This is a genomic window from Microbulbifer echini (assembly GCF_041447225.1).
GTDB lineage: Bacteria > Pseudomonadota > Gammaproteobacteria > Pseudomonadales > Cellvibrionaceae > Microbulbifer > Microbulbifer echini.
The window spans coordinates 1-24,447 of record NZ_JBGMEL010000010.1; the positions used below are offsets into that span (position 1 = coordinate 1).

General features: G+C 45.7%; 15 protein-coding genes and 1 pseudogene. 10 read left to right on the forward strand and 6 right to left on the reverse strand.

Going from position 1 to position 24,447, the window contains the following annotated elements; all coding sequences use genetic code 11:
* Positions 1-696 precede the first annotated feature (696 nt).
* Positions 697-1,179: a hypothetical protein gene (locus ACCI51_RS11025; RefSeq protein ID WP_299585076.1), complete on the forward strand. Its 483-nt coding sequence runs from the start codon at positions 697-699 to the stop codon at positions 1,177-1,179.
* Positions 1,180-1,522: 343 nt separating this feature from the next.
* On the opposite strand, the gene ACCI51_RS11030 is transcribed toward ACCI51_RS11025, so the two are convergent.
* On the reverse strand, positions 1,523-4,525 hold the full coding sequence (locus tag ACCI51_RS11030; protein ID WP_371843588.1) for a TonB-dependent receptor: 3,003 nt from the start codon (positions 4,523-4,525) through the stop codon (positions 1,523-1,525).
* Between the two features lie 597 nt (positions 4,526-5,122).
* Positions 5,123-5,638: an RNA polymerase sigma factor gene (locus ACCI51_RS11035; RefSeq protein WP_371843589.1), complete on the reverse strand. Its 516-nt coding sequence runs from the start codon at positions 5,636-5,638 to the stop codon at positions 5,123-5,125.
* Between the two features lie 1,165 nt (positions 5,639-6,803).
* On the opposite strand from ACCI51_RS11035, the gene ACCI51_RS11040 reads away from it, so the two are divergent.
* The 6 genes from ACCI51_RS11040 to ACCI51_RS11065 all read left to right on the forward strand — a co-directional run bounded on the left by ACCI51_RS11040 (position 6,804) and on the right by ACCI51_RS11065 (position 12,486).
* On the forward strand, positions 6,804-8,210 hold the full coding sequence (locus tag ACCI51_RS11040) for an alpha/beta hydrolase (protein ID WP_371843590.1): 1,407 nt from the start codon (positions 6,804-6,806) through the stop codon (positions 8,208-8,210).
* A 122-nt stretch (positions 8,211-8,332) separates the two neighbouring features.
* The gene (locus ACCI51_RS11045) at positions 8,333-9,427 is read left to right on the forward strand and encodes a PaaI family thioesterase (RefSeq protein WP_299585084.1); all 1,095 of its coding nucleotides are present in this window, start codon (positions 8,333-8,335) and stop codon (positions 9,425-9,427) included.
* A 147-nt stretch (positions 9,428-9,574) separates the two neighbouring features.
* Entirely contained in the window at positions 9,575-10,108 is a 534-nt protein-coding gene (locus ACCI51_RS11050; RefSeq protein ID WP_371843591.1) for a DUF2058 domain-containing protein, read from the forward strand.
* An 8-nt stretch (positions 10,109-10,116) separates the two neighbouring features.
* Entirely contained in the window at positions 10,117-10,674 is a 558-nt protein-coding gene (locus ACCI51_RS11055; RefSeq protein WP_371843592.1) for a DUF1415 domain-containing protein, read from the forward strand.
* A gap of 3 nt (positions 10,675-10,677) precedes the next feature.
* Complete coding sequence (locus tag ACCI51_RS11060) at positions 10,678-11,265, forward strand: endonuclease dU (RefSeq protein ID WP_371843593.1); 588 nt, start codon at positions 10,678-10,680, stop codon at positions 11,263-11,265.
* Positions 11,266-11,976: 711 nt separating this feature from the next.
* Entirely contained in the window at positions 11,977-12,486 is a 510-nt protein-coding gene (locus ACCI51_RS11065; protein ID WP_371843594.1) for a 6-carboxytetrahydropterin synthase, read from the forward strand.
* 158 nt (positions 12,487-12,644) lie between these two features.
* Here the strand turns inward: ACCI51_RS11065 and ACCI51_RS11070 are convergent, their stop codons facing one another.
* Positions 12,645-13,127, reverse strand: coding sequence for a hypothetical protein (locus ACCI51_RS11070; RefSeq protein WP_371843595.1), 483 nt, complete (start codon positions 13,125-13,127; stop codon positions 12,645-12,647).
* Between the two features lie 233 nt (positions 13,128-13,360).
* Positions 13,361-13,846: a hotdog fold domain-containing protein gene (locus ACCI51_RS11075; RefSeq protein ID WP_371843596.1), complete on the reverse strand. Its 486-nt coding sequence runs from the start codon at positions 13,844-13,846 to the stop codon at positions 13,361-13,363.
* A 1,546-nt stretch (positions 13,847-15,392) separates the two neighbouring features.
* Between ACCI51_RS11075 and ACCI51_RS11080 the strand changes: the two genes are divergently transcribed.
* Positions 15,393-16,172 carry a DUF4886 domain-containing protein gene (locus ACCI51_RS11080; RefSeq protein ID WP_371843597.1) on the forward strand — a complete coding sequence of 260 codons (780 nt, stop codon included), beginning with the start codon at positions 15,393-15,395 and terminating at the stop codon, positions 16,170-16,172.
* Between the two features lie 312 nt (positions 16,173-16,484).
* Here the strand turns inward: ACCI51_RS11080 and ACCI51_RS11085 are convergent.
* Positions 16,485-16,706: pseudogene (locus tag ACCI51_RS11085) on the reverse strand (DDE-type integrase/transposase/recombinase); the annotation flags it as partial.
* 478 nt (positions 16,707-17,184) lie between these two features.
* Here ACCI51_RS11085 and ACCI51_RS11090 point away from each other — a divergent pair.
* The gene (locus tag ACCI51_RS11090) at positions 17,185-18,093 is read left to right on the forward strand and encodes a haloalkane dehalogenase (protein WP_371843598.1); all 909 of its coding nucleotides are present in this window, start codon (positions 17,185-17,187) and stop codon (positions 18,091-18,093) included.
* A gap of 441 nt (positions 18,094-18,534) precedes the next feature.
* Here ACCI51_RS11090 and ACCI51_RS11095 read toward each other — a convergent pair whose 3' ends face one another.
* A complete protein-coding gene (locus tag ACCI51_RS11095) occupies positions 18,535-20,619 on the reverse strand; it encodes a neutral/alkaline non-lysosomal ceramidase N-terminal domain-containing protein (RefSeq protein WP_371843599.1) in 2,085 nt (694 codons plus the stop codon).
* Positions 20,620-21,290: 671 nt separating this feature from the next.
* Between ACCI51_RS11095 and ACCI51_RS11100 the strand changes: the two genes are divergently transcribed.
* A complete protein-coding gene (locus tag ACCI51_RS11100) occupies positions 21,291-24,425 on the forward strand; it encodes a cellulose binding domain-containing protein (RefSeq protein WP_371843600.1) in 3,135 nt (1,044 codons plus the stop codon).
* Positions 24,426-24,447 lie beyond the last annotated feature (22 nt).

Consider the following 24,447-nt stretch of genomic DNA (forward strand, 5'->3'; position numbering starts at 1 on the left):
TTTACGGCGCTTCAGATTGTATTCTGCTTCGGCAAAGGTGACTTGGTGCATGATCTATCGTAGTCTTGACGGATAACTGAATACTACCAAATTGGCTCGGAATTATTCAGAGGTTCCTTAAAGGCCTTAAAATGCTGGAACCAAGTAAACCAAAAGCACTTCTCCGCACCTAGTATCTGCTATCTGCTATCTGAAAAGTGGCAAGGGAGCTGCCTTAATCGCACAATACCTTGCAGGGTTAACCCAAGCTAGAATTGCAGCAACACTTATGAAATAGGTGCTATAGAAAATAGGATACTAACCTTCTCACCGGACATTACCGGTAACGACACCAGAAACAGTTCAGATTTTGGGTACCTCTGTAAATTATTTTTTTGTGCCAGTAAAAGCCGAGTCATGGGGACATTAAGGCGAACCAGTGAAAAAAAACGCATAATCGATTGTTTTTGAGGATGAGATATTCGCCCCACAACTAAAATTGCGTCTATTTAGGCTCTACCTCTCCCCCCAACAAACGTCTCATTTCGTCTTTAGTAATGGAAGGTATTGATACTTAGTCGACCTCCTTAATACGGACGTCTAAGTTGCTCTATCTCCCAGCGATGAAGAATGTTTCTTAGGGCGGCGTACAAAATGTCCAAGACAAGTAGTACGCCTGCATTAATAATTTACAGAGATATTAGGAATACTATTATTATGAAAAAGATCCTTACCGCTGCTTCTATCTGTCTCGCCTCTCTAGGGTTTTCCGGGTTGGCGAGTGCAGAAACCTGGTCACCAGCAGGTGCCATTGGTCTTGCTAATGTCGGCACATTAACCGTTAAAAAAGGGATTTCCCTCAACTGCTCATTATCTGGTAGTGTGAATTCAACGGGGGCAGATGCCTCGGTAGGAAGCTTGTCTCTGTCCGGTGGCTTCCTCAACATGTGCAATAGAGTGACTTTTAATAACCTACCATATGATCTGATAGGAAATGCCAATAACACCGTGGTCCTGAAAAATGTGTCAGTAAAGGCAGTAACTGGTGATTGTGCTGGAGACCTAACAGGTTCTTTTAATCAGTCAAATGGAAGAATCACTTTTAATAATGCTGTAATTTCAAGTGTAGGGTCAGGCAGCGATTGTGAAATTAACGGTGTAATCTCAACTAACCCCCAATCATCCTATACTGTGCCCTAAACCAACCCTAGCTAAATAGATAGCCCCAAATACCACTAGCAATACTGGTGGTATTTGGGCTTAAGCCGGCATCCACTCCTGAGCTACAATCGACTTCCTTTCTTCTGGCTATATTTACTCTCCTTATTTATAGCATCTAAGCACTCTTATAAGGTTGTGAGCGTTTACACAAGAAACTTTATTTAACCGAGAATAAAATTGAACACTGCTAGCAAAAATGGTGGTTATCAGGAGGTGCGACAGCACCACAGTAAGTTAGCAGTGGAAATCTTATCCCACTAACTTACTGTGGCTTACTTGAAAAAATAAATATTAAATTTTGCACTATTCTAGTGAGTAAAACTTAGAACCCCTTACTGATACTAAAACCCAAAATACGCGGTTCTAAAGTAAAGACATTGGTGGTAAGACCGGAGTCATCACTATTGGTAAACATATCCGTGATAGGTGCATCATCAAATATATTTTTCACATATAGCTGCATATACAACTCAGAATTGGGGTTACTCAAACTCACTGAGGCATTGAGATTGCTCCACGCTTTCAAGCGGTCATACTCCGTATTGTAAACCCGCGCATAACTCTCCGATTGGCGATAGTAATCTGCACGCAAAGTTAGATCCCAATCTTCGATAGGAATAACATGCTCAACACCAAAGTTGAACGTAAAACGGGGTGCATTTGGTAGTTCATTACCACTCAAATCAGCGGCAAAGCCACGTCCTCCATTTGGAGCATCGGTAAGCGGGTTGTAGGGGTCTACCCCATAGAGAATATCCCAACGTGCAAAGCCCTCTATCTCTGGAGTAAATGAGCCATACAGGGCTGAACCTGCACAAAGCGACCAAATCGCAAGTACGTTGCCAGAGGCAGCAATTGTTTCAACCAAATCTACGGGTGCAATACAGTTTGAAGGAACTTGAATACTGGGCCTTACCAACATCCAGTCTTCATTTCCTTGGGTACGATTCATCACATCAATAGACTTCTCTCCATCTGCAATGCGGGTCTTCAAATACCCTATATTCATATCCACCCTGGTACTATCTGTAAACTGCCAGGCCAGTTCAAACTCAAGACCCATGTTCTCTGCATCAAAATTTTCATTTAATGAAATACGGTCAACAATCTGGGAAACCTGATAGTCACTATAATCATAATAGAAAGCGTTTGCATTGAATGTCAGACTTCCATCTAGCATTACGTTCTTAGTACCAATTTCAATCGCATTTACAAATTCTGGCTCGAATGAATCCTCAAGGGGTTGGTACTGAACTACAGTCGAATCAATCTTTGCTCGAGGAGGGTTTGTACCACCCCCCTTATACCCATGGGCAAAGGATAGATAAAACATAGTGTCATCCGTAAAGGGCGTCTCCGTATGCCAGTCGAGCACGGCACGACCCGTATATTCCTGCCACTCCTGAGTAACCTGATCTCCCTCTGGATACCCTCTATGGACAAGCCCACCAGAGCGCCGACCTGATATTATCTCGCCTGTTTCACTATCAAAACTTGTCCCTAACAGTAACTGACTGGGCACCGGCGTTGAACGCTTGCGGTCATCGGTATAGCGCAAACCTGTAGTGAGTTTTACATCTTCGGTAATCTGCCAATAAGCCTCACCGAATAAAGCCCATGAGCTAGTTTCTACCAGGTTACGGCTAAGAAAATAGTTGTGTCCCTCCTCATCAATATTCTCTAGCGAATTTGGATCTACATAGATACAATCCATGTCGCCTGCACCAACTTCCGGGTCAACACATTTTTCAGAGACTAATAAACCTGTATCAGGATCTCTTGTACCATTATAAAAATATTCAGCGATCAGGCTGAACATATTATTAAAAACGAAGTAATCATCCTGGGTTTTAAAATCTAAGTAATTAGCGCCCACAGAAAAATTCCAGGGGCCATCAAAAGAGGTTTGCAATCGGAACTCTTGGCTCCACTGTTTATTATCGGAACGACTGACATCCACCGCCAATATCCCATCCGAGGGACCTAACTGTGGATCAGTATAAATTCCTCCGGGTGTAGGAACAAATTCTGCAGAGTCATTAAAAATAGGATCGGATATATATCGATTGTAATCCTGAGAGGAGTAGTAATCATCCTTTGCATAAGTTGACTGGGAGAACAAAGTGAAAGAATTGCCAATCTCCCACTCAAGATTTAACTGCACCAAATCATTCTCAGCACGGAAAACCGGATCATAACTGGTGGCAATTTCACGCAAATCTCTGGACTGCTCTGCATTGCCGTAGGGATTGCCGTAATAATTAATGACAGGCTCCCCAGTGTCTAAATATATAAACTGGGGAACCAGCACAAATGCAAACCCCCTTCCATTCGGTGTATTATAAGCGTCATCACTGTAAATTGACGCAGGCAAACAGCCCTGACTGAAGAATATAGAGGTGATTTCTGTTAGCTCAGTATCACCAATTGTCGACGGTCCTGGATCGGTGCTACAAAGTTGTTTACCCGTACGCGAACGCTTGTCATCCTCCTCGAAGTGCTGCCAAATAAAATTTGCACTAAAAGTATCACTAGGCTCCCACTCAAAAATGGCACGAGTGGAATAGAGGTCGCGGTCGTTGACATCGTTGCCGGTATAAGTATTGGTATCGAAACCATCGCGCTTGGTCAAAGCTCCGGACAAGCGAAGCGCCATTGTTTCCCCCAGGGGCAGATTAAACATGCCACTGGTACGTTTGGAATTAAAGCTGCCTATCTCCGCCTTAATTTCCGATGCGAATTCATCCTCCGGCATGATCGGTAACATATTAACCACACCGGCTGTGGCATTACGGCCATACAGTGTACCTTGAGGGCCACGCAGCACTTCCACCCTCTGCACATCAAAGAATTCCTGCTCAAACAGGCGGTTACGAATCAAAGGTGCATTATTGAAGCTCACTGCCACTGCGGGATCGGTGGCGGCAGAAACTGCTTTGGTACCAACGCCACGAATGGAGAAGTTATAAGTACTAAAGTTAGATTTTGAAAAATTAACATTCGGCACTGCACGCAGCAACTCTTCTCCGCGCTCAATCTTTAAGGCATCCATGTTGTCTCCAGAAAGGGCAGAGACTGCAATAGGAACATCCTGAATGCTCTGCTCTATCTTCTGGGCTGTTACAGTCACCTCTTCAATGGCTTGTCTTGAACGATTCCCCTTCTCGTCGTTTTGCTCATCCTGGGATATGGCCGTCAATGGCGTAGCTGTCATTACCAGACAGGCAATCGCAACGCTATACCAAGGGGTATAATTATTGACTGGATTAGTGGTACGAATTGCTTGTGCAATCAATTTTTCCTGCTTACAAAGGCTCATCATCATACTGAGTCTCTCTATATTATTTTCTCTATTATTTTTAAGTCAGCCAAACACCACCTTATCTCAGGCCTAACCAAGTTAAAGACGTATTAACAGCATAATCGGGGGGATTCCCCTCAACTTTGCAAAGTAATCTTTATTTACATAGGTCCCTCCTTGAACATCAAAACCAAAAATAACCTTATACTCAAACGGTTAAAAACAACCAAACATAGTGACCAAAACCTCCACTTTAAAATTAGAATCCTCACCCCTTCCTTCTCTAAAGCAAACCAAAACTAGGAAAGCCCTCCTTCCATGATCCTGTAGAAGCCATAAATAAATGATCGCTAGAGAATACAAAAACTCTTAGGCAGTGTAGTTCAAGCACACAACACAATATTTTCAATTTGAAAAGAAAAACCAACACTCCACAAGAAGAACAACACAACTCCACAATAGAGTTAGCCATCAAAAGGTATAATTTTTTCACCGGCAATAAAAAGCATGAGCACCACCCCACCCTTCCAGTGCGCACTGTTTCAGGGCAAATATACCTAGGGAAACTCTATCCAGACAGGCCGATTATTTTTTCCCGCGAAATTTTTACTGATTGAAATCCTATGACGCTTCTTCCAGTGCCCGCCTAACTTTTATCAACGCCCGCTGAATGAGCTCCTTTACAGACTCTTTGGAAATTTCCATACGCTCAGCAATGTCCTGATAGGTCATACCTTCAAAGCGATGAAATTTGAACGCTGTTCGTGCACGTGGAGGCAACCCCAAAATCGCTTTAAATACACACCGGCAATCCTGGATACCTATCACTGTGCGCTCAGGCGTAATCATATCGGGAATATCAAAATCACTCGAAAGTGAATCGTGATAGGCTCTACATCGCGCTTTCTGGTAACGGCTATGGCTGACCAGTAGATTTTTAGCAACCGTGTAGATGTAATTCCTTGGATTTTTAACTTCGACTCCAGAGCGTCCCAGGTGCCAATATAGATGAGCAAAAACCTCTTGTACCAGGTCATCGACATCAGCAGGGTGAGCCCGGCAGGCAAAGTATCGTCTCAACCCAGGGAGGTACTCACCCACCCAGAGAGAGAGATTCCTTTGGCATAATTTATCCATAGTGAAACACACATAGTTCGGCAGTTGTTCGACCCCCTCTTGGCTCAACTTAACAAGCCAAGACAAGCCGAAAATCCGGACAGACAACTAAATCAAGGGCAAGAGATAAAAGTATTTATTATTCTTATCAGTAAAACTTGTGGAAAATAACAAGCAAAGAACAAAAACCGCTCGGTCATAATTAAACTGGATTTTCTTCAACTACCAACGCTACAAAAACATCAACCCTGTGAAAGACCAATAAAATCAGAATAACCGCACCACGAAAATTGATAAACGCTTAGATCGCTTATTCAAGCAGAATAGTACGCCTTTCTTGCAGCAGGGATCAGAACTCACAAAAGTATCGCTAGTAGTAGGCAAGAAGATTCAGGCCCAGAACGTCACTTTAATATAAAGCCCCGAAATCACCAGTAAGCAAATATTTTTCTCCTTTACTGATCATTCAAATAAAATAATCACTACAACTACCCGATAAATGAGATAGACAACCCTTAAACTGCTGACCTAGGGACACTAGCTTCATTTTCTTCTATTAATTTTGATTCTCCAGCCAGAAATTGGTACAGATGACGATCTGCTGCTGAAACCTGAAGACACGCAAAAAATAATTTTTATATATTTACTATTATTTTGATTTTTTGTGATAACTTGACTTTCAATAACATCATATAAAAATGTTAGGGAACAAACGCTGACATTTTCAAGTAACTTCTAGCGCTTGGCTTTCACAGAGCGATGTTCCTGAAGAAATTAGCGCCATTCACAAGCAGGAAGTCTCCTCCCCCCTCTTATGATGAATTTAGAACAGTCAAGTGGTGGCACCATCCCCAACACCAAAGAGCCGAACTTCCTTTTATTACTCGCTAACACAAGCAATGGTATTAGCTAGGTTACTCTGACCGAAACTTTACCGGTTATAGCCCCCCTGGGGTCTGCTTTCTCTGGACCTAATGCGATACTTTGTTGTTATCTTTATTTAAGCACCTCAAGTGTTCGGCTATACCGATTCCACTGAATAAATTTCCCGCCATATTGTCAACGGACTCTTCAGATATTACTCTCAATTAAAATACAAAAAAATCGCTCAAAGGAAGGGCAGCTATCTATGCATTTATTCCGTAGACATCACCTGATTTCTGGCTTTTTACTTTGCAACCTCTTCTTGAGCACAGGAGTATCTCAGGCACAACCGGCACATAATGAGGAACCTTTCACCTTTACAACCTGGAGTAATCAGACCGCGAAGGGCTACAAGGGCTCTTTTCAAGTGCCCGAAAACCGCAGTCTCCAGGAAAGTCGTCGCCTTACAATTCACTATGTACTCTTTCCTGCAACCGGTAAAAAACCCGGTCCACCTATCGTCTATCTAGCTGGCGGACCTGGTGGGTCCGGTATTATGGCGATTAACTATCGCTTCGAGATGTTTATGGCTCTGCGAGAGTACGGCGATGTGATAGCCCTTGACCAGCGAGGCACCGGTCGCTCCAACGATCTACCTAACTGTGAATCCCACCAGATTATTCCACCACTGGAAAAAATCCCTGATACGCAGTACATCGAACAACATCGCAAGGCCCTGCAGGAATGTCTTTCTTTTTGGAAAGAGGAAGGCGTGGATCTCGCAGGCTATAACACTCGGGAAAATGCCTGGGACTTAGAGGCCCTGCTCGATTCAGAAAAAATAGTACTCTGGGGCACTTCCTATGGGAGCCACCTGGCATTGGCCGCTCTGAGACAAATGGAAGGCGCTATCGACCGGATTATTCTATCCAGCGCAGAAGGCCTTGACCAAACCATTAAGTTACCAGCTCGTACTGAGTCTTACTTGGAACGCCTGCAACTAGCCGTAGATCAACAGCCTGCCGCCAAAGCTGCCTACCCGGATATCAAAGCACTGATAAAAAGAGTGCATAACAAGCTGGAACAGAATCCAATTAAAATTCAGATTCCTCAGCGAGAGGGGGGCAATCTGGATTACCTATTGCAACGCAGGGACATGCAGCAAATCGCTTCCGCTTTTATCGCTGACCCAAAGAGTGCAGCCCATTTATTGCACTTCTACCGCGCGATTGATTTGGGGCAGACGCCCGCTTTTGAGCAAGCGCCCAGACGCTACTTTCCCGCTGGATTCTTAAATCCAGGGTCCTCGATCACCCTAAGCGCCATGCCCACTGCAATGGATATTGCCTCAGGTATAAGCAAGCAACGTAAGTTAAAGGTGAAAGCCCAGGCTGAAAATGCCTTGCTGGGTAACTACCTCAACTTTTCCTACCACTACGATGGCTTAGCCGAGGAGCTGGATCTGGGTGATACCTTTCGCAGCAACCCCCGTAGTGATACCCCCGTTTTACTATTGAGCGGCACTCTAGACGGTAGAACTTACATAGAGAGCCAGCGCGAGGTGATCTCAGGGCTGAAAAATGCCACCCTGGTAACCGTCAATAATGCTGGCCACAATTTATTTATGGCCTCTCCCGAGATACAGAACACCATTAATCAGTTTATCGAGGAGCGTCCGCTAGAAAAAACCACCCTCACTTTGACTCTGCCAGATTTTTCACCAGAATAGTGCCCTCCCCCCCCCCACACAGTGGCAAGCCTGAACCACTTGCCACTAAGCCAACCACACAATTTCTCGTCTACGCCTCTTCCACACATTAGTCTTGCTATACATGAGTTTGGAGGCGGGGGATGACCAATATCACCGATGAAGTTCATCGCGGTGCCATTTGTGACCTGCGAGCACTACAACAGCCTGGTCTACAGACCTTCAAGCGATACATTCGCGGAAGCTTACCGGGCCCGCCCTTTTGGCGGCTCACAGGTATGCAGCCAACGGAAGCAGGGCTGGGTAAAGCCACTTACTCTATGCCCATTACACCCTGGTTAGCAGATGGCACTGGGATTTACTGGGGTGGTATCTACGCGATGTTTGCCGACGCGCCCCTCGCCTCCGCAATTTGGACTACCCTTCCCGCCGGTAAGGTACTCAGTACTTCAGAATTGAATATGTGCTTTATTCGGCCCATTACCAGCAGCACACAAAATATCGTTGGCAGGGCTACCACCGTGCACTCAGGCAGTCAGGTTGGGCTCTCCAGTATTCAAATCAATGACCAGGATGGCAGAACCTTGGCCTATGGCAGCACGCGCTGCCTAATTTCTGACTTTCCAGTCAACCCTGACCAGGAGTTACCTTTACCAGATCTAGGACCTACGGACCCTCCAGACCCCTACCTGCGACCACCACCAAAACCCTACTTTTGCGACATGCAGCATCTACCGGAACAAGTACCCATAGAGCTTCAGCGCACCACAATCGGGGAAGGCCGTATTCACCCCGTCTGGATGCTCACCGGTTACCGTGCGATCGAGATAGAAAATGGCCGCTGTATCTCGACGATGCCTTCCTCCCCATGGTTCTCCAACGGCACCCTGTCCATTTACGGAGGGCTATTGGCCTGGGCAGCAGACTTCACCATGGGCGGCGCGGTTTACTCCACCCTGCCGGCGGGATCAATTTTCGCCACCCTCGATATGCATATTCGCTTTGCCAGGCCAGCCAAGCTCAATAGCGGGGAGCTCATCCTCGAGGCCCAAGTACTCCACCGCGGCCGCCAGCTTCGCGTATCTTCGTGCAATATCGATACGCCCAGCGGTAAGCGTGTAGCGATTGCTACGGGTTCGGCACTGGTCATTCCCGGTGGCGCACAGATGCTGAGCGATGGCAAAGAGCCCGATGAGATTATTGCCACAGCCACCTCCGGCAGGCCCTGGACGCCCTAAATCAAATTCTGTGACAGCTCTGAGGTTATCTTCAGGTAAAATGCCCTTTATTAACTATTGGGGCATCTCCCTGATTACTATTTGACCATGCGGCCACTAAATAGACTGGCGGCACTTAATCCAACTTACTGTTGCAGGAAATACACCATGGCCTCACTGCAAGACCAACTGCTGCAAGCGGGACTCGTCGACAAAAAGAAAGCTAAAGAAATCGATAAGGAAAAACGTAAGCAGAAAAAAGTTGCAAAGAAATCGGCACAACCACAAGTTGATGAAACCAAGCTGGCCGCCCAACAGGCCCGCGCTGAGAAAACAGCTCGGGACCGCGCCCTGAATGCAGAGCGCGAAGCGGCAGCTCAGCAAAAGGCCATCGCCGCACAGATCAAACAGCTGGTGAGCAATAACCGACAGCCCTACTCCGGTGATACCGCTTACAACTTTACCTTCGATAAAAAGATCAAAACCCTCTATGTAAGCGAAAAACTGCGTGATCACTTGATAGCCGGTCGCCTGGTCATTGTCGCCCAGGGTGAGCGCTTTGAGCTGGTACCACGGGTGATCGCCGACAAAATTGCTGAGCGCAATGCCGATATCATCGTAAAACCCGCAGAGATTTCCGTCACAGTGGATGAAGACGATCCCTACGCAGACTTCCAGATTCCCGATGATCTGATGTGGTAAACCGATTCATGGAACAAGAAGTTACACAGGCAGTGGAACAGTGGCTCACCGATGTAGTGGTGGGCTTAAACCTCTGCCCTTTTGCGCGCAAACCCCTGCGCGCAGGCCAGATCCGCTACAGGGTTAGTACCGCAAATGAGGATAAGACCCTGCTCGAGGATCTCCTCGCTGAATTTCAGTTACTCGATACCACCCCGGAAAACGAGCTACTGACTACCCTACTGATTATCCCCAAACATTTGTACGACTTTTCTGACTACAACCAGTTTCTGGACCAAGCTGAATGGATTATGGAACGCAACAGTTACATCGGCACCTACCAGCTAGCCAGCTTCCATCCACACTATCAGTTCGCAGGAACAACGCCGGAGGATGCAGAAAACCTGACCAATCGTGCGCCCTACCCAATCCTGCACCTTCTGCGGGAGGAAAACCTGGCAAATATGATTGGCCTCTACCCTGATCCAGAAACTATTCCAGAAAATAATATCCGCCGGGTTGAGTCCCTAAGCCAGGAGGAAAAACTGCAACTCTTTCCTTACCTTTTCCAGCAGCTAAAAAAATAATTGATGAAATCTCTCGAAGAGCTGCTCCGCCTGAAAAAAAAGCTCCGTATTATTGGATTTGACGATGCCCCCTTTCAAAAAGAGCGAGGCTCGCCAGTAAAAATCAGCGGCATTGTCTGCACGGATACCCGTTTCGAAGGAATGCTGTGGGGTGAAATTCGAAAAGATGGTATGGAAGCCACGGGGGTTATTGCGCAATTAGTTCAAGGTAGCAAATTTTACCACCAAATAAATGTGGTGCTCACGGATGGTGTCGCCGTAGGAGGCTTCAATATTATTGACCTACCTAAACTGGCTGAAGCCTTACAGCGTCCTTGTATTGCTGTAATGCGCAAGCCACCAAATATGATCGATATAGACAAAGCCCTACGGCACCTCCCCGATTACCAAATGCGCAGGGAAACCCTGTACAAAGCTGGTAAGATTTACACCCACAATAATTTTCACTTCCAGGTACACGGCTGCCCCCCAAAGATTGCCGCAGGGGTATTGGTGCAAGCTACCGATAACGGCAATGTTCCGGAAGCCCTACGCTTAGCCCATCTGATTGGCTCGGCAGTGATCACTGGGCAAAGTGGACGTCGCGCTTAAGCTAAAGCTGGACGGGCACCTCAAGCTTTACCTAACGACTGACTTAGCATGGAATCAATCTAAAGCTACCGCCTCTTGCAGAAAACTTCCACAGAGATCAGTATTGCCTCGCATCTTAAATCTTACCGGATTCAATCAGGTCCCTTGTAAATATGGCCCTCATTAAGAAAATTACAACTTAGCCATATTCCTGGGAATATCCAGTATACATGGATTTTACTTGGGACCGTGGTGAGGGATTTTCTGCTACTTTTCTTCTGGGCTGGAGTCCCAGGTTTAGTTTCTTTTCTCGAGGCCATTGTCTTTCTCTGCACTTCTAATAGTAACTGGGCGCAAAAGTATAGCGACAGGCTAGGTATATCAGAACTTGCTTTAATTTTGATTTTCTTCTTAGCGATCATCCCTATGATTGGTATATTGGCTGCTATATCCATCCCCGCGTACACGATGATATTGAGTGGGCTCAGCAGGCACGTTAAGCTCACGCACCTCCAAAGGACCTATTATTCTTGCGGTGACAGATCCACTAATCACTGTTATCCATCTACAGAATAATTACTCACTATATGAAAAGACATCCTGACATGTACTACCTTCCGAAGCTATTAATACGCCAAATTCCTAAAGTTTAACCTGTATCAGTAACTGATAGTGTCCCTAATGTACTAATCTCTAACCAGCAGAAAGCCTACCCATAAAGAGATTATAGATATGGTTCAATGTTTCAACATCACATACTGCATCGATCTCAATATCACCAAGAAAGTAAACTATACCTATATAGAAGAGAACCGACTGGAAGAAGGCTTTGTTGGATATAGATATCGAGTGGAATGTACATGTAAAGTAAAATATCAGGACCCGCCACTGGATATGTCTTTCTTGAAAGGCATATTCAAGGCTGAGATTCTGGATTTTTGTGATCATGCCACGATCATTGACTATCAGGACCCCTTCCTAAAACAAATAATCAATCCCGCTGATTACACAGAAGTAATTGGTGAAGAACTAAAAAGAAAACAATTTCTTATAAAAAATTCAAAAATCGGTAAGTTGTGCATCACTCCTTTCAAACCTAGCTCAGAAAACCTTGCCAAAGCTTGGTACGAGAGCATTAATAATAAAATGACCAATATCAATCCGACCTTTGAAGTTAAATTTGAAAAGATAAAGGTTTGGGAGACTAATAATTGGTATACTGAATATCAACCGAATATATAGGAAACGACAATACTTGTGACATTCCCAGAGCCAAGCCTCACTTGGTGCAAGCAACACGGCTTACGCCTATAAAGAAGCTTAGTTTGAGAGTGGGGCTATTTTTACCTCCATGTAGTAAAAAATACCCACCTCTATTTAGAATACGATGAAATCGGCTACTATAAAATAACCGCACTATCCCTGGTTGTATCCGTGAAAAGTGCAACTAAAGAAAAGTGACTAAATCCTTGGTCTGTAGATAGAAACTCCTTACACCAGAATCTGAGATTTTCAGAAAACTCTGCCAGAAAGTGTTGCTTTTCTTCCTCAGAGGAATATTGCGTGTCTAGCATCCTCTTCTCCAATTCCGCAAAGTGACAGCAAATAACTGCCCTGGAATCCTTCTCCTTACAATCATCTGTGACCGATAAGGTTAGGGTCGCCTCTTGGGATTCCCAATGAATTAAGAAATAGCGGGAGCTGTCATTCACATTTTGATCTAGCATCGAGATGGCCAGATTCAGGCTCGCGGCAAGGTCCTGATAGGTCGCATCACTCGTCAGTGCCGTGCTCTCCGCATAGTGTATCTCATGCTCACGGTCTTCTCCTGCAGTAGAACCAAACGGGGTTGACGATTGATTCAAGGTCCAAACTAAATCCATAACGCCTCCAGGCTGTTGATCGATCACTTCTCTGCGTTTGACTATTTTACGACTTTGGCGATCACTGCACATCCATTAATATGGCTTCAAAAGCTGTATAAATTATGCCCACCCATCCCAATAATGGCTTGGTCCAGATATCAGTGAACGGTGGGCATGATACCGACGAGGGCTAAAGTAACTCTCTGATTCAGTATTTTTTGACAATCGCAAGCTCACCAGACAAACAGCGGTTACTGAGCCGCGGGGCGCTGGGATACTCGCATAGTGATATCCGCATGAAATACCTCTTCCCCATTGGTATCGAAGACACCCACCGGCATCACCACATCCCCCCCTTCAATGGATACAAAATCAGGATACTCACATACCGCGCGCAGATTGGTTTTTGCCATCTTCAGATACTTAACCTCCATACCCACTGGAATCCAGCGAAAGCGGCGATCCAGGGAGACATCCAGACAAACTCCGCCGGCAAGTTCAGCGGCATTACACATTGCAATCGCATGTACGGTGCCGATATGATTCGTTACGCTCCAGCGCTTTTTCAACAATACTTCCACACGCCCAGGGGACACTTCGGCAAAGCAGGGTTTGATAGACCTGAAATAGGGCGCCTTGAAAGCGACAACCTTAGAAACCGACCAGCGCCCCAATGCCGAGCCTCCGAATTTCTTCCAAAGTTGTAATACTGGACTTTTCGAGGGTTGATATTCCATCTCGTCTTACTACCTTAATAATGATCTGATAAACGTCCGAGCAGGACGACAGCTATGGGCGCACTATACAACATCCAACACTCCAGCCAGATAATCAGACCTATCAGGTCAATTGACCCGGGTGACTAAGAGTCACAAGGGGTAACTGATGAGCACTTATGGCACTTTCAAGTCCAGGACCTGACCGAACAAAGCACATCTAAGATGTTGTCCTCAAACTAACTAGACGCCATAGTTAAGCGCATTTCTCAAATTCGATGGGGATTTCATCACCATCATCTTATAGATTCGACCTGTGGTGTCGTAAGCGGTAGTGGTAGTGGTTCTCATATCTATTTATGAACCTTCTTTTCTCAGATATTAATTTTCGGTTAACCGTTCCCATTTTGACTAATAAACAAACATTCAATCGGTGCTTTCTCCCCAAAATTCCCTTTTCAACTCATTGAGCACGCCACCCAGTATTCTACTTCATTAGCCTTAGTAGTTATGGCTTCCATACTTACTGCCTCGGTCTGAGTGATAAATTATGCCTCTTTGTTGTGTACGTGGAACTATGACTATCATCAATGTACGACTCAGCAATACGGATTCCATCTAGCGACCTGAGTACCGGCCAGCAAACTGATGCGAATAGAGGTTGATTATCACCATTGATATAAACTACCCTACAAGCTCCAAATATACGTAATATCAGTTTCCCAAACTTGGTTATCAGTTGTTATAAAAAACTGCCGGTTTAAGGAATTTTCCATGACTGGTAACTGGCATTAACTGCCGATCATCAGTCTGAAACACGCATTGTTCCTTACTATCAAACCCAGATTTTTCGCTTGCTTACAGACTCGATAGCATCCAATTTTAAATCCTTCTTTGTTTAGCAACTTGATTAGCCGACGGTTTCTAAAGCTTTGCCAGGCTCTGGAAATAAGGCCGCCGAGCAGGCACAACTCCCATGTTTGGCTATCCAAAGACTTATCTCTACCGTGACGCAAACCATAGTAGTTACTCTTAATTTCTTGTATCATTCTGAAGGGAGCATTGAGAGGAAAGCAGTTTTTCTGAATGAAGAAAACTTTATTTCATTTATCTTGCACAAGAAAATACTGGTTTTTATTAGGTCTTCCCTCTCTATCCTCAGCTATTTGACTGTTCGTATAAGCCAAGCCAGCTCAGCGTATTTATCAAAATTGAATCAAATTCTACCTTCCCAGCCTCTGCTCTTTCTTCCAGCCACGCAGATTATTTACTTTGGCGCCAGCGGCCTCGACAGCCTGAGATATCGTAAACATCTCGCACACAACTAGCGACACGGCATCTATATTGAACTCGAGATAGAAGTGCCGACATTTATTTTATGTTGTCATACTTCGTCTGGGCTGGTAGGTTTATCAACTTGGCGAGGTCTCCAGAGGGTTTAGACCACTACAAATCAGTTCTTTTGATAATCACTTCATATTTTTATTTTAGAAAAAAATCAAATTTATCTGAAAACGATTCCCCTCCCCCCTCGACAAATAATATTCTTCAGAGCCGAATCCAAATAATGAGAAAACTCAAAAACCATATGAAAGCTCAAATATTTCTATTTATAACTCTGTCCATCGTCGGGGGCTATTTTTTAGCAGCATCAAAAAAACAGATCGACCAGGGATCCCAAAAGGATCTTTCTATACTTTTCATTGGCAATAGCTACACAAGACCGCTGCCAGAGGTGATTCAATCAATTGCTGAAAATAATAACTTGAAAATCACCTATCGATCCATAACTCCAGGAGGCTGGACCTTACACAAGCACTCAAAGTCTGAAGAGAGTCTAAAAGCTATTCATGAGAGAACATGGGATTATGTAGTACTTCAGGAGCAAAGCCAGCTACCGTCCTTCTCAGAAGAGCAACGGCGTGAAGATATTTATCCCTATGCCATAAAACTTGTCAATGAAATCAGAGAGACAGGAGCTATTCCCCTCCTTTTTCTCACCTGGGGGCGAAAATATGGTGACATTCAAAATATTCCGGATGACACTCGTAGCAAAATGCAAGCTCGCCTGCTAGAGGGCTATCAAAATATAGCTCTGTCCACTTCTTCAGAAATCATACCAGTTGGTCTTGCTTGGGAGGAAATCACCTCCACAGATAAAGCTATTGATCTGTACGATCCTGACGGAAGCCACCCTAATCAGAATGGTGTATATCTATCTGCAGCAATCTTTGTTTCCCACCTGCTCAAATCACCACAGTTAAATGCCCCACCTATTGGAAATATACCTAAAGAAACAGCTGAATTTCTTGCACAACAAGCCAACACACTAAAATATAACCCATAATCTATTTTCGGATATGGGCTTAGAAAAAGCCCTCTGATTTTTATGAGATCTAACCCGAATTACATAAAAGACAGCTAGCATTAATCCAGCGCGCTATTCCCATCAAATAAATAGATTAGTTTTATTGCAATATCATAGAAATAAAAACTGGGAAGCTAAAATTAATCAGCAAACATAGCCAATACAATCACTTGAAGCATGAAAAAAGACCACTTTTTTCGCATTATTAAGCATCTGACAGGCACCAGCGATCAGGAGATTAACCCGATATCTTATGTTTAAATTACCCTTAACACTCATGCCACATCAAAAATCATACGCTGTAATTAAAGACTGATAATCTCTAGAGCAATACTGAATTCTCCTGTCAGTATGTACGATAACATTCGTAGGTTTCTTATGTCATCATAGAGCCATCTGAAGGGCGTCACAGACTAATGTATCCGTCATCGTTTCCGACATCGTCCAACACATAACCAGTCGACTATATAGGTCTATCATTACAGTCAGGTATAACCAGCCTTCTTCTGTCCGTCGTTAGTGGGTAGGATCAATTCCTCTGAGTAGTGTTTACGAATGGTTTTGGTTGATTTACTTCGGCTTGCCATTGGGTACCTCTTTAGCGGTGTTTATCCCTTAAGAGAGTGTCCGTCGTTGGTAGGTAGGATCAACTGCTCCAGTGGCCCATCGTTAGTGATTGAACCCTGAACTGTTTTATCATAGCTCCCAAGTTATATAAGTCCGACAATTTTCTTTAGAGTTAAAATCTGGCACTTTTGCTTATCCATCAGTTGCCTGTAGCTTCCTGCCGTCACTTAATCTCCTCTCAGAAAGGAAGCAGTAAATGCTACCTCCAACTGGCCGTTCTTTCCCATATGATCAATTGATACACTTCATTACTGAATACAGACTATATTTTGGCCTATAGTTTCGATTTCAGATGTGAAGCACCTATATTCATAAAAAACCAGGCAAGGCCATTTGCCTACTTTTAAAACAAGAGAGGGTTACTATGTCTATTGAGCGATTAAGGACTCCTGAGGAGCGCTTTTCTGTATTGCCAGGCTTTACCTATCAGCCCAATTATATCAATAGTCTGGATGGCTTCGATTCAATGCGCATGGCTTACATTGATGAGGGAGTTCCTGATGCAGAAACAACCTTCCTGTGTCTACACGGAGAGCCAAGCTGGAGCTATTTATACCGAAAAATGATTCCCGTTTTTACTGAAGCCGGTCACAGAGTTATTGCACCGGATCTCTTTGGCTTTGGCCGTTCGGACAAGCCAGTGGATGACAACGTCTACACCTTTGATTTTCACCGCAACAGCCTAATGCGTTTTATCGAATCCCTAGACCTTAAAAATATCACTTTGGTTTGCCAGGATTGGGGGGGGCTACTGGGCCTCACGCTTCCGATGGATATGCCTGAAAGGTTCACACGGCTGCTGGTAATGAATACCGCTATTGCCGCGGGAGATGGTGCTTCTGAGGGTTTCTATCACTGGCGTAACTTCTCTGTCGGAGTGCCAGAAATTCCAGTAGGCGGGTTGATTGCCAACGATGCCAGGTCTGAAGTCAACCTCTTCGATATAGTGGCTTATGATGCCCCTTATCCCGATAACCGCTATAAAGCCGGTGTTCGTCGCTTTCCCTCCATAGTGCCGGTTGATCCAGGTATGGAAGGTGCTGAACTGGGGTTAAGGGCTAGGGACTTTTGGTCCAAGACCTGGGATGGCGATAGTTTTATGGCAATTGGAATGAGAGATGCTGTACTCGGCGAAAAAGTGATGGAAGCTATGAGGAAGATCATCAAAAATTGCCCAGAGCCCCTTAAAATTGAAGAGGCCGGTCATTTTGTACAGGAATATGGTAGAGAGATTGCTGAAAAGGCCTTAGCCCACTTTCAACTACAAAGATAACCGCCCGGCAGAACAGGATTGTGAGCAGGGACTCCCAACCTCTTACTTATATATTTTGTCACTGAAAAAGGCTTTGGGGATAATCTTGCAAAGGACGAAAATTACTAACAGCTTGCTGAGCCTAAGATCTGGCACCTTAGCGATCGCGCTAATATTGCTTAATTATTCAGAGGTTACTTAGCTCTTAAACAGAAAAGTGGGTATTTTCAGTTACCCTCTGAATGAAAAATTTCGCAACCATCAGGCCACTAAAGTGGCCTGATGGTTGTTCACATAAATTAAACAAACCTATAATAAAAAAGATATATCCCGATCTTTTACCTTATCGTACGCTCAATACGAATCTAGAACTTCCTTGTATTTCACTGCGAAAGAAAGAAATATAGCTTACCCTTGTCATAATGGAACGGCGGGAGGCGGAATTCCTCCCCCTAGCCACGCTTAATTTTTGACCGTAAAACTACTGGATTTTCCACTGTAGCTGGAAATTTTACCAGTCCAGCCACTTTTCCAGTTTCCTTTGTGTTTAATACGGTAGGTGCCCGCGGGAGTATCCTCACCGATCACCCACCGCCCCTCAGCAAACGAGCAAGCCAGGCAATCCACTGACGTATCCCGCGTCCAGATAAAGCGGGTATCCAGGTCATTATCCGTGAGATAAGTTTCCCAGTTACCATTCACCTTACGCTGTACTTCGATAAAGGTGTCCCCAGTTCTAAAATCATTGCGTGGATGACCGGAACGGAAGCTTGCAGACACCGTATCCCCGACAGAATAACTGTTGCCCACATCATTCCAAACCTGGCCGAAAGACTCCCACAGCCGCTTGTCATCGTAGACGACCCCAATCACAGGAATAACCTGATCATCCGATAAATCCGCCGGTGTGGGACCAGCATCCACAACCAGGTCATTGTTCATGGCATGAGCCATTTCAGTATAAATTTGCTGGTAAGCCGCTAGTGTGTTCGGGCCATAGATTGTGTGCCCGCCCTCATAATGCTGTCTATCAAATTCTTCGTGGGTGGTCACATAGCCGGTATAGGCATTCGCCAAGCCAGCAATGACCACCGTGGAAATACCGTGGTCTTGCATTACCGACCGCACCTGTGCTTCCAGTCGGCGTCCAGCCATGGTGGTCATTTCACTAGGCGCGGCAACCAAAGCAAGGGACCCGATGCGAAACAACTGGAATGGTAGGTAGGGCGTATACAATTCCTGCCCCAGAACTTTACGCTCAACAAAAGTAGGTTTGGGATATTGGCAGGGGTCATCCTGTGTATCCTCATAGACCGCGGCCGCAGAGAATGCATTCATAAGCCCGAAAAGTGGAAAGCCACCAATCACTGATTCAAACAGGCTTTCACTTCGATCCCAGTCTGTACCCTCACTTTCAACAGACATACCCTCAAAAATACCCTCTATCCCAGAAGGGCCATCCCAAGAAGAACCGGCGGTAAACGACCAACCGACCGCACCTTCACAAATATTCTGCTGGCCTACACCGGTATATTCCCCCGCTACGCTATAGCCGGGAAAATAAATATATTGATGTCGGTAACCGAGATCCGTTGACAACTTTGTGCCAGAAGCCCCGTAGAGAGACTTTGCCTTGCCGACTTGCTTTTCCGCCGCCAAGGTAAGGCTGCCATATTCGGAAGAACCACAGCCATCTCCTGGGCCACAAATATTGGGGGAAGCATCACCCAAATTGCTATTGGCAAAAGCGGCAACAAAATTCCCCGCTGTATCTACTTGGCTCGCTGCCCACTGCTCAAATAGATAGCTGGCAGCGCCTTTATGATCGCTACTCAGCTGACGCTGACTTGTGCCGAGTGAGACATTGTGTACCGCAAACCAATTAATAATACCCAACACATCATTATTTGAACTGACCAGCTTGAGCTGAGTCATCGTCTTATTGGTATCGTATTGGTAATCACCGGCATCCGGGTTTTGTACATAGGGCTCCGGATTGCGGTTAATACTGGTATCAAGCAGTGTACCCTGCTCCAGAAAAATATCGCCTTCGACTAGGCCGTTATTCGCCAAGACTATTGACTGATAAATCCCATCAACGATCGCATTATAGTTATCTTCCGCATAACCAAGTGCACTCATATTAAGCATGACATAATGGTCGTAGCCACCGGGCCCAACATGAGTGTGCGTAGCTGTCAGCATGACATTGCTATCGGTATAGCGACTGTCGCCATACTTACTTTTAAGCTTGGCCATCACCCCCTGCTTAACCCCCTGAGGAATGCCCTGTAAATCGGCGGAAACAAATACCAAACGCTGACTGTCCGCTGTGTTGGCAATGACAAAGGCTCGGGACCATAAGCGACTATGAATTCCTTTAGTGGTCTGGCTGGTCTCACCGTATCCAACCATACCCACATCCGCGGCGGGGCCAGTAATATCAAACTTGCCCGCCCCCAATAACCAGTCTGCACTCAAGACAAAAGGCGCATATCCAAGCAGTATAAAAAATGTGGCATAACACCGGATTATTATTATCTTCATTTTTTCTCCATTTTTTTAAGTAAAGTGCCCATGACAGTAAATACTAGAAAGCCAGTCATATCCTCAAAAGTCACCTTCGCACTGCGCGGGGATAGCTGGTATGGCCAACAGATAGCCGCGAAGTGAAACACCCCAACAACACCACTTTTATCTCCCCCCAATCACTCCCGGCAACCTGTGGAGAATGGAAGGCAGGGTTATTACCCTTGAACACATCAAACGTTAATTATTTATGCTGGCACGAAAGTGCCAGCATACCTGATTATTTTCAGCGGGTATGTTTCAAAAAGCCCTGTGCCCGCCAAAGTTTGCAACAGCCAGTAAATGGCAGCGTTAAAACAATCCTATGCAGGCCCCTCAAAATGAAAATCATTTTTATTTGGTGAATTTCATGCAATGACTCTTCTCTTTAATCGGGTTTTATAAGATGACTCGAACCCCAAGAAAACCTGGTCTGGTTCACAGCCAGTCCGCAAAAGCGCGCAAGCAGGCCATCGAAAAACATGACTAAATATTCAATCCTTACTCACTATCCCGTGACCCTCCCCAAGCCCACTCAACGGGAATACTCGACTCTATGGTCAAAAACTGGCACATCCCCTCGAGAGAAACTTTCCTGGCGCAGCGGGGCCTTAGAACACTGTACAAAATGAATAAATAGTGGTTTTTAGATGAGCAAACGATTCATCAGAGCGGGTACTTACTCCCTCAGCTTGTTTTTACTTGGCTCAGCACCCCTGGCGATGGCAGCCACAAACTGTGATGTCAGCATGGTTGTTCAGAGCGAATGGGATAAGGGTTATATGGCCTCAGTGGTGGTGCGTAACACCGGCAAAGAGCCCATTAATGGCTGGACCGTTAACTGGCAGTGGCCTGGGGACCAGGAGATTGGCCATACCTGGAACGCTAAAGTCACCCAAAGCGGCAACGCCGCAAGCGCAGAAGGCAACGGTGACTTTGCCAATATTCCGGCCGGTGAGGCCCGCGCCTTCGGATTCAACATTACCTATTCCGGCGGCATGCAGGTTCCAAGCGAACTCAATGCAAGCTGCAATATCCCACAATCGCCCTCGCCAACACCTAGCGAGCCACCAAAAGCCAATAGCCCCTTATCAGCACTGGACAGCTACAACTACATTCTGGGCACCCAGACTATTAGTCCCAAATACCGCTTTACTGGCGAAGGCTCTCTGGTGGAGTCTGCCAAAGCGATACGCTCGATGGGCTCAAACCTCCTTAAGATCGCCCTTTCCACGGGGTTATATGATGAATTGAAGGGTGCAGGACTGGACTACCAATTCAAGCGGATGCTGGAAGAAGTCCCAGCTTACCGTGAAGTCTTGGAGATGGATTTTTCTCACTATATGTTCTGGGTTGAGGACTCTGGTTCCTGGATGGACAATAAAGGAATGTCACAAGAGGAAATTGTATGGCAGTACGATAAGATTTATGCGATGGCAGAATATCTGTTAACCCAATATAACGGCTCCGGTAAAACTTTTATGATCGGCCACTGGGAGGGAGACTGGAACCTTGTGCAAAAAGCCGATGGGACACGGGATGATAATCAGGAAAAACTCGATCCCTTGCGTATCCAGGGGCTAATCGACTGGCTCAATATTCGCCAAAAGGCCATCGATGATGCAAAAGCCAATATCCCCCACGCCAATATCCACTTGTATCACTATGTCGAAGTGAACCGGGTAGAGTCGGCGATGCAGGGTAAAGAGCGCATCACCAATGCTGTACTCCCGCATACTAATGTCGACCTGGTTTCCTATTCCGCCTACGACTTGACCACCCAGGAAAAACATTCAGATTTTGCCACCCTACATACAGAGTTAACCAAAGCATTAGATTTTATTGACGAAAAGCTTCCGCCTAAACCTGGGCTCCCCTTTGAAAAGCGCGTATTTATTGGCGAATACGGCTACGGCGAATCCTGGTTTAAAGACTGGGGGACCCGCTCGGGTGAAGCCCAGGACATGCTTTCACGCAATGTCATTAAAACCGCACTAGAGTGGGGAGCACCCTTTATTCTATACTGGCAAATGTATGGCAATGAGTACGATAGCTGGATTAACGAATTTGTCGGTTATTGGCTGATCGACAACGAGGGAAATAAAAAAGAGATTTATCACACCCACGAAAACTTCTTCAAAGATGCCAAGAGTTATCTCAGCGACTATCAAGCCAAACAGGGTACCCTGCCCTCCGAATCGGAATTTCGCGCTTATGCTCTGAAATGGTTTGAATCTTCAACAGGCAGCACTCCCGACACTAACCCGCCGACAAACCCTACCGTGCCTACACCGGTACCTCCCACAACGGATCCGATTGCTGATTCAAAGCCCACGCCGGTAACACCAATCCCTCAACCTCAAGCCACAGGAAAATGTACGGCTGAGTACGCCATTCAAAATGACTGGGGCAGTGGATTTATGGCTAACGTTGTGATTCGCAATACTGGTGACCAGCCCTTAGAGGCTTGGCAGGTTCAATGGCAGTGGCCCGGTGATCAAAAAGTAACGCATTCTTGGAATGCGGAAGTCACCGATCATGCAGGCTCTGTAACTGCCAGCGCCCAGGACACTATCCCACCGGGAGAGGCACGAGCTTTTGGATTCAACGGAGAATACCGCGGAGTCAATGCTAAACCTGACATTAACACCGCTTGCCAGACCAGTGGCACACCCCAAACCAGTACACCCGACACGAATACTCCGCCAACAGCCGGAACCCAGCCCAACAATCCAGGTAATCCAACCCAAGGCGGGGCTGATAAAATCAAGCTTTGGTTTATCGGCGACTCCATCACCTACGGTATGACAACCCTGCCCTATAACTCTATGGGCTTCCGCTCTCAAATCTGGCAACAAATTCGCAAGGCTGCAGATGGGCAGTCTAGTTTCCCATTGAGCAGTAGCGATACCAATCGGGTGATGACCTTTAGCTATAACGGCCAGCCCATAGAAAGCATTGGTACGATCAGTGGACCTACCGAACCCAATGGTGTAGAAAAAAAGACCGAAAATTACTGGCATTCCGGTATCCCAGGGGCCACGACAAGTGATATGCAGTGCTTCCTCAACCCTACCAGGCACCGGGTGCCAACGGGTTACAGTTTTACCAACTGCACAGAGTCCATTGCCAACTTTAATTCAGTTGTTACCGAATTGTGCCGCGAGAATGGCAATAGTTCCGGATGGCTAGGTAACCAAGCCTGCCAATTAAACCAAAACCTGTCAGCTTCTGATGCCATTATTGTGCCCATTCAATTGGGGACGAACGATATCACCTTCCTCAATATGAACGGCGCGACCCAGTGTAACGCAATACCAGAAGCCGGAAGTGCAACGGCCAAACGGCTTGATGAAGTAGTCGCCAGTATTGTGTCCACCGAAGATATACGGGACAACACGACCTTGGTGGGTAAGATATACAACCATCTCAATGCACAGGGAATACCTGATAGCAATATCGCCTTTATGATCTCCACCATACCTCGCAGGACCAACCTGGATGGCCAGGATCCCTCCAATCACTGTACCGACTATTACAATGCAAAAATTAAAAATACTCTTACCAGAATAGGGGCCAGCGAGAGGCTTTTTCTTACCGATCAGGGCAATATTGTACCCACTGGTGACGCTGTGCACCCGACAACACTCGGACATAGGATAATGGCCTGTAACCTGCTCTATGGTTACAACTATGGACATTCTGAAAGCTTTAACTGCCCAGTTCCCGCTTCCCCCCCTAATACAGGATTACTTCGGGCGCTTGCTGCAGTTTCAGCACATTAATACCAACATTCAAATGGTGATT